The sequence below is a fragment of the Gluconacetobacter sacchari genome, from assembly GCF_014174255.1.
GTDB lineage: Bacteria > Pseudomonadota > Alphaproteobacteria > Acetobacterales > Acetobacteraceae > Gluconacetobacter > Gluconacetobacter sacchari.
The window spans coordinates 1-500 of record NZ_JABEQJ010000114.1; the positions used below are offsets into that span (position 1 = coordinate 1).

Annotated in this window: 1 protein-coding gene; it reads left to right on the forward strand. The window is 66.4% G+C overall.

Annotation, left to right across the window (positions count from 1 at the left end; all coding sequences use genetic code 11):
- The coding region (gene istB / locus HLH48_RS22905; RefSeq protein ID WP_182999740.1) for an IS21-like element helper ATPase IstB at positions 1-500 on the forward strand (500 nt) is incomplete at both ends.

Below are 500 nucleotides of genomic sequence, written 5' to 3' on the forward strand. Positions count from 1 at the left end.
GACGTGACGAGCGCCGCATCGCCATGGCGAGCAAGATGGCGCAGTTCCCGTTCGTGCGGGAACTCGACGGCTTCGAGTTCGACGCCCAGCCGTCCCTCGATCCCCGGCAGATCCGTGACCTGGCCGAGTGCCGCTGGGTCGCGCACGGCGATACGATCTTGCTGCTGGGGCCGCCAGGAACGGGGAAAACGCATCTGGCCGTGGCGCTCGGGCGCGAGGCGATCCGGCGAAACTACAGCGTGCAGTTCGTCACCGCCGCGACATTGGTCGCCATGCTGGCCAAGGCGCACGCGGATGGCGCGCTGGACAAGCAACTGGCGCTCCTGTCGCGACCGAAGCTGCTGATCATCGACGAACTGGGCTATCTGCCATTCGAGGCCAACGCCGCTCATCTGTTTTTCCAGCTCGTCTCAAGGCGCTACGAGCGCGGCTCGATCCTGCTGACCTCCAATCGCTCGGTCGGAGAATGGGGCGAGGTCTTCGGCGACCCGGTGGTGGCC